At 51.8% G+C, this 6,259-nt stretch carries 6 protein-coding genes; 3 read left to right on the top strand and 3 right to left on the bottom strand.

The features are described 5' to 3' along the window. Window positions 1-665, top strand: a 665-nt coding sequence (locus D5S03_RS09385) for a hypothetical protein (protein ID WP_287043660.1), incomplete at its 5' end; no start/stop codon positions are given. A gap of 77 nt (window positions 666-742) precedes the next feature. Here D5S03_RS09385 and D5S03_RS09380 read toward each other — a convergent pair. Beyond that, the gene (locus D5S03_RS09380) at window positions 743-1,348 is read right to left on the bottom strand and encodes a FlgO family outer membrane protein (protein ID WP_008868654.1); all 606 of its coding nucleotides are present in this window, start codon (window positions 1,346-1,348) and stop codon (window positions 743-745) included. Window positions 1,349-1,726: 378 nt separating this feature from the next. On the opposite strand from D5S03_RS09380, the gene D5S03_RS09375 reads away from it, so the two are divergent. Next, the gene (locus D5S03_RS09375; protein WP_008868653.1) at window positions 1,727-2,461 is read left to right on the top strand and encodes a hypothetical protein; all 735 of its coding nucleotides are present in this window, start codon (window positions 1,727-1,729) and stop codon (window positions 2,459-2,461) included. A gap of 29 nt (window positions 2,462-2,490) precedes the next feature. Then, entirely contained in the window at window positions 2,491-3,309 is an 819-nt protein-coding gene (locus D5S03_RS09370; protein ID WP_008868652.1) for a FlgO family outer membrane protein, read from the top strand. 501 nt (window positions 3,310-3,810) lie between these two features. Here D5S03_RS09370 and D5S03_RS09365 read toward each other — a convergent pair. Then, complete coding sequence (locus D5S03_RS09365; protein ID WP_008868651.1) at window positions 3,811-4,551, bottom strand: histone deacetylase family protein; 741 nt, start codon at window positions 4,549-4,551, stop codon at window positions 3,811-3,813. A gap of 325 nt (window positions 4,552-4,876) precedes the next feature. Next, a complete protein-coding gene (locus tag D5S03_RS09360; protein WP_008868650.1) occupies window positions 4,877-5,827 on the bottom strand; it encodes an L-lactate dehydrogenase in 951 nt (316 codons plus the stop codon). Window positions 5,828-6,259 lie beyond the last annotated feature (432 nt).

The raw sequence follows: 6,259 nt of genomic DNA, 5'->3' as shown, positions 1-6,259 counted from the left end.
TTCTTGTGGGTGCGGCCATGATCTGCATGCCCCATCTTTACGGGATATGGGGCAGGGGTGATCTGGGTTTTGCCGCTTTTTTCGTGGGCCTTTTCCTGTGTTTGAGCGGAGTGTTAAGTGTTCTGGTTTTTTTTGGCCCCTATAAATACATCCAGGCTCTTTTGCAGGGAGAAAAACGCCTGGTTCAATGGAGCTACACCCCTGCAGAATGGCAGAACTTTGTCCATACGCAGTACGATATAGAGCGCGGGGATATGCTGCAGAAGCTGGCTTTTATAGGCCTTGTACTTCTGGGTGCAGCCCTGGTGGTCTCCTGGCTGGCCGGGGTGCTGGCAGTGATGATCATAAGCGGGGTGTTTTTTGCGCTTGTCCTCATCGCCGTATCAGTTCCTGTATTTTCCCGGCGGCGGCTCCTGCGCGGCCCTTTTGAGGCCCACATAGGACTCAAAGGCCTGTATCTCGGGGGGCAGACTCACACCTGGACCGGCTTTTTTCACAGGTTTCAGTCAGCCGCGGTGGAAACCGGTACAAATCCCTGCCTGGTAATCCATTATTTCCAGCTGGGCCACGGGGGCGGGGATATCCTGGTGCGCGTGCCCGTTCCGGCCGGCAGGGAGCAGGAAGCAAGGCAGGCGGCCCGGGAGCTGGAGAGTGCGTTTGTCTGAGTGAGATTTGAGTTCGGGAAATTATTGAGGACTGACGCCGATTCCGGTATTGACTGCCAAGCTTTATCCCTTGACTGTCAAAATCCGGTAAGGACGTTTGGAGTAAAAATAGTTTCCGCGGCCTGCTCTCCTGAGAAGCCTGCAGGATCGAGGACCGTGGAATCGTAGGGAAGGTAATAGTCTGTGGCGGCAACAGTCAGGCCGTCTGAGCTGCGCAGGACCTTGGCGTTGACCAGGATGCGGTTGTAAAGAACTGAATAGGTGCCTGCCAGGACATAATTGGCCTGGTTGTCCCGGGCGATTTCTTTTATTTCACGTGAAAGTCCGAACTCTCCCTGCTTTTGCCTGACCAGCAGGGAGTCCCGGCGAAGGCGGATATCAACAATTTCGTGACCGCATCTGGTCAGGGCGGTGCCGATATGGTGCGGCACGATACGCCCCAGGGAGCTGGTTTCTTCCAAGTTGTCCAGGTTGACGAAAGTGGTCAGGAGGATGGTGGTTTCCTGCGGTAAAGTGGCAACAAGCATGTTATGCAGCTCATATCCTGCACGGTGATTATCATGAATGATTTCCGCCTGCTTTTCCGGGATTTTCCGGACGTCGTTATTCTGACCCTGCCAAGCGCAACCTGCCGCAATAGACAAAATCAGACAAACTAGAATTGCTGTGCAGTACCTGGTCATAATTTCCTCCTGAAAAAATGTTATGCACTTGCCGTGCCATTTTAGATAAAAGGCCTGGGTATATTGTAACCATTCAGGGGATGCCTCAATCGGCCTGGGGACAGTCCCCGCGACACCTTTTCTGCACAAATACAAAAAGTACAGACGCGAAGTTTCGTGAATCTGCACATTTAGTACTTAGCGGGGGACAGTCCCCAGGGCCTGGTGCCAGTAATCATCACCGCGGAACCCACTGAATGGTTACGGTATATTCACATCGACATGAGCAGTCATTCAGGATTATTTTGAGATGTTTGTGCCTAAACTTTTTGTGACCCTGTCCGAATAATATAGCGAATCTTCTGTTACCGCAGCCAATACTTTTCCTGTGGAGGTAATATGTCCTGCTATTACAGGTTGTTTGTCATTTTACTTTTATTTATGTTCATAGGCGGATGTACCTACTATGAAAAGCCGTACCAGCCCAGGGCGGCCCAGCCTGTGTCCTCACAGGTGCCTGTGCCCACGGGGTATTCCCTGACCACCCAGAAAAAGATGCAGGCCGTACAGCACTGGGAGCTGCTGGCAGGGGATGTGGCCAGAAGAATAGAAAATTCTCTGGAAGCGCGTTCCATTCCCATGGGCAGTTATTCCATTTATGTGGCTCCTCCAGGCAGCACTCCATTTGAAAAGGCCTTTTACGATCTTGTCTTAACCAAAATGGTGCAGCAGGGCATGCGAGTTTCCAGGAGTGAGAGTCAGTCGATGGTGCTGTCTTTTGACCTGGAGATGGTCAGACACAGTGAGCGCATGGTCAGAACGCAAAAGGGAGTGTACAGGTCCCTTGCTCCTGGAATGTACGTAAAGAGACAGCCGCCGGGGCAGGCATCACCAGGCACCATAGCCCCGCAGGAACGTCAGGTGGGAGGAGCCATGGTAAACGTAGAATCCGGAGCATATACCCCGGAACTGCCTTCGGTGGAAGTGATGGTCACAACCTCTCTGACCATGAATGATAATTATATCATGCGTGATTCCTCCATATACTATATAAATGATGCTGACTGGGATCATTACAAACAGCATTCAATCTACAGGGATCCGTCAAAGGTAAACTACCGGCTTGTTGATTGAGACGCGATTATGATTAAACCGGAGGAGTTATGAAAAGACTTGCAATCTTTATTGCGGCGATGTTGTTTTTCATGGCGGGCATAAATACTGTTTATGCCTGGCAGCCGCAATTATATCACGCAAAAGAGGGGCTGCCGGGGATAGCATATCAGGCGGCGGACATGCTGGAGTACAATATTACCCGTGATTTGAGCAGAACACTGCCCATTATGACCACCAGCTTTGTGGATGTAAGCGACCTGGATCAGACCTCGGTTCTTGGCAGGCAGATGGGAGAACTCATGGGGTCCAGGCTTTCCCAGCACGGTTACAATGTGGTGGAGATGAAGCTTAGACAGGATTCCATGCGCATGGCCAGGGGAAGCGGCGAATTCGCACTGTCCAGGGATATGGATCACCTCAAGGACTCCTGGGGGGCCCAGGCAATTCTTACCGGGACTTATCATGTACAGGGCGATAGAGCTATGGTTACCACCAAGCTGGTTAAAACAACAGACAATGCTGTTATCGCTTCCCATGATTTTTCATTCCGGCTGGACGGGGACCTCAAGGCCATGACCGAAGCGGAAACTGTGCCCTCGGAAGAAGAGGTGGAGGAGAAAAAGGTCAACGGCAAAGGGCCTCTGTCAGAAGGAGCAATTCTACTCAATCCATCCAGGAGTACAGATGCCAAGCTTATCCAGAAACGCCTGGCGGACCTTGGTCTATACCTGGACAGAATAGACGGCATATGGGGCAGAAATTCCAAACGGGCCCTGGAAATGTTTAAAAGCAAAAACCAGCTGCCTGATCCCCAGAAGTGGGATGCGCAGACCCAGATCAGGCTTTTCAGGAGTACGGGACAGTAAAAAGCAGGGCAGGTCAGGCCAGAAAATCAGGAATTTATAAAATAGTGTCAGTTGAGTTGAATCTTGCTGGAGAATGTTTGAAGCTGAAGCATTTAATGGGTGCACAGAGTAGGCAGAATTAAATTCCGATCAAAATTCGGGGGAAGATTATGAACAGGTTTTATTGTTTTGGGCTGGTGGGTTTGCTGCTGATTTTCCTGGCAGGGTGTGCTGCTCCGCGAGGGTATTGTCCACATCAATATGCAGATTCTGCAGTGTCTGGCAACGAAGTCCTGCATGAGGATTTTCAGCGCCCTGTTTGTCCTGGGTACCAGCCTGCATACAGGAGTCTTCCGTATAAGGTTCATCACTGGGACCTGCGCTGCAGCCCCAGGCCTGCTGATTTCAGGTTCAAAAAGCCTGAGCCCGGCCGCTGGTATCCCAGGTATTACGGTCCTGTCAGGCACTGGAGAGGCTGCTGGTAATGTGTCGTCAAAAACACAGGCGCACATAAGCCTCTCATCAGGACTCCTGCAGTCCCTGTAGCAGCGCCAGTATGTTGTCGCCCAGGACTTGGTGATTATATCCGCCTTCCAGGACAGCAAATACCCGTCCCGGGCAGGTGTTTTGGGCAAGGTCTTTCACCTGCCGGCCTATTTCTTGATAGTCCTGGGTGCTCAGATATCCTCCCCAGTCCAGGAGGTGGCGGTCAAAGCCGGCTGATACGGCAATGAGGTCAGGATTGCCGGCCTGTTCCAGCTCCCGGGGCAATTCGTCCATATCACCCATGTGCTGATAAATCACGTCTTCGCGGCCCAGGAAAAATCCCTGTGTGCCGTCCCCGAAATGCAGGTCTATATCCAGGATATAGGCTGAATTTATTTCACCTCTGTGAATCAGTCTTTCTACAGCTATGGCTACGTTATTGAACCAGCAGAACCCCCAGCAGAAATCCGGGCTGGCGTGGTGCCCGGGAGGGCGGATAAGGCCGAAGGCCGGCTCGCCCTGCATGGCAATATCGGCAGCCATGCAGGCGCCGCCTGCAGCGAGCATGGCTGCGCTGTAAATGGGCTCCATCCGCGAGATTTTGTCCACATGGGCCTGGGTGTGCACCAGCAGAATGTCTTCCAGGGAGGCCTCACGGGGTTCAATAAATTCGTACTCTTCCTGCAGTACCTGCCTGGCCCGGTCCAGCCTGCCTTCCTCGGCTGCCGGGTCCGTAGCGTAACTTTCCAGGAATTGTTTGTGAAAAACAATTTTCATAACCAGAACTCCTGATTAACGATTCAGCTTCTATGCCTTTTCCGCGACCCTGCGCGGAAAAAGAGGCCTCTACGGGGCACCATCAGTAAAAGGAAGGGATCTCATACAACCACCCCCGGCCCCTCCTTGGCTAAGGAGGGGAGTTTACGCCGTGCACGTAATCCAGCGGGGCAGGGTGTCAGCAAAACCATTATCATGGCGAGCAGCCATCTCCTCTTGCTCCATGAATACACAATTCCCCAATCCCTGAATCCCTGAATCCCTAATTCCTCAATACCTCAATACCTCAATACCAGAATCCCTTCCTGAATCCAGAATCCCAAGCCTACCATCCAATGGAATCCAGGGCCTTGCGAAGAACAGCAGCAGAATTCTGCAGGGCCTCGACCTCGTTTTGCTGCATGGGATTGGCCAGTACCTGACTTATGCCGTTGCTGCCCACTACGCACGGCAGGGACAGGCATACGTCTTTGATGCCGTATTCGCCGTTGACCAGGGTGCCCACGGTGAGAACACTTTGCTGGTTCATGAGAATGGCCTGGGTGATGCGCACCAGGGCCAGCCCTATGGCATAATATGTTGAGTCCTTTTTCTGGATTACGTGATAGGCCGCATTGCGAACATCTGACTCGATTTCCTTTTTCTGACTGTCCACCAGTTCCCCGCACATCATGCAGTACTCGGACAAAGGAATCCCTGCTATGTTCACCCGGCTCCATACCGGCACCTCGCTGTCTCCATGTTCACCCAGGATGTAGCCGTGCACGTTTCTGGCATCCACGTTGTAGTACTGGGAAATAAGATAGCGAAAACGCATGGTGTCCAGGACAGTGCCTGAACCTATGACCCTGCTGGAAGGGAGTCCAGAGACCTTCAGGGCTACATAAGTAAGTACGTCTACAGGATTGCTGGCAATTAGCAGTATGGGGTTGGGATTTTGTTCCAGGACTCTGGGAACGATATCCTGGATGATGCCGGCGTTTTTGTGCAGCAGGTCCAGCCTGGTCTCTCCCTCTCGCTGGGCCGCGCCGGCTGTGATGACCACGATCTGGGCGTCGCGGCACATTTCGTATCCGCCGGCCTTGATGTCCATGGGCTCCACAAAGGGCAGACAGTGGCAGAGGTCCATGGCCTCGCCCTGGGCCCTCTCAGGGGTGCGGTTTATCAGGCCAAGCTCCCGGACGAATCCCTTGATGGTCAGGGCATAGGCATAGGACATGCCCACCATGCCGGTGCCGATTATGGTTACTTTTTTGTGAAGAAAATTTTCCTGCATACAATATCCTTGTTATAAGATGCTACTATTGACCTGGAGAGTCAATCACTCCTGAGGCGTGATTTGTACAATGCTCTGGATTTATTGTGTTTTTCTAAAGCCCAACTGTCCAGATGCATTCATGATCTAACACATTGAAATCACAACTCTTTATTCACCTGTTAACACTACAGCGAAACTTATTTATTTACCTCGGGGACTGGCTCTTTTGCCGCCAACTTTTTAAAACAATTACAAGTTATCAACCGGCAAAAGTGCCTGTCCCCAATTGAGGCAGGCATAAAATTTTAGTATCTGTTTAGCGCTTTTAAGAAAGCAGGGGACAGGCACTCCGGGACCCACTTGAGCATCATTTTGTGCTTAAAATATCTCATTTTTTGGGACAAGTGGGTCCCGGAAGAGCCAGTCCCCATGCCACATGCAAAGCGCTAA

Origin of the sequence: Desulfonatronospira sp. MSAO_Bac3 (genome assembly GCF_003838035.1) — a bacterium.
Lineage (GTDB): Bacteria > Desulfobacterota > Desulfovibrionia > Desulfovibrionales > Desulfonatronovibrionaceae > Desulfonatronospira > Desulfonatronospira thiodismutans.
The sequence above is the reverse complement of the archived record's forward strand: the minus strand, read 5'-3'. Positions and strand labels throughout refer to the sequence as shown.

What these genes read in the sequence shown, in the direction of transcription:
- D5S03_RS09370 (WP_008868652.1), top strand. Translation starts at nt 2,491, where the DNA reads ATGAAAAGACTTGCAATCTTTATTGCGGCGATGTTGTTTTTCATGGCG.
- D5S03_RS09380 (WP_008868654.1), bottom strand. Translation starts at nt 1,348, where the DNA reads ATGACCAGGTACTGCACAGCAATTCTAGTTTGTCTGATTTTGTCTATT.
- D5S03_RS09375 (WP_008868653.1), top strand. Translation starts at nt 1,727, where the DNA reads ATGTCCTGCTATTACAGGTTGTTTGTCATTTTACTTTTATTTATGTTC.
- D5S03_RS09360 (WP_008868650.1), bottom strand. Translation starts at nt 5,827, where the DNA reads ATGCAGGAAAATTTTCTTCACAAAAAAGTAACCATAATCGGCACCGGC.
- D5S03_RS09365 (WP_008868651.1), bottom strand. Translation starts at nt 4,551, where the DNA reads ATGAAAATTGTTTTTCACAAACAATTCCTGGAAAGTTACGCTACGGAC.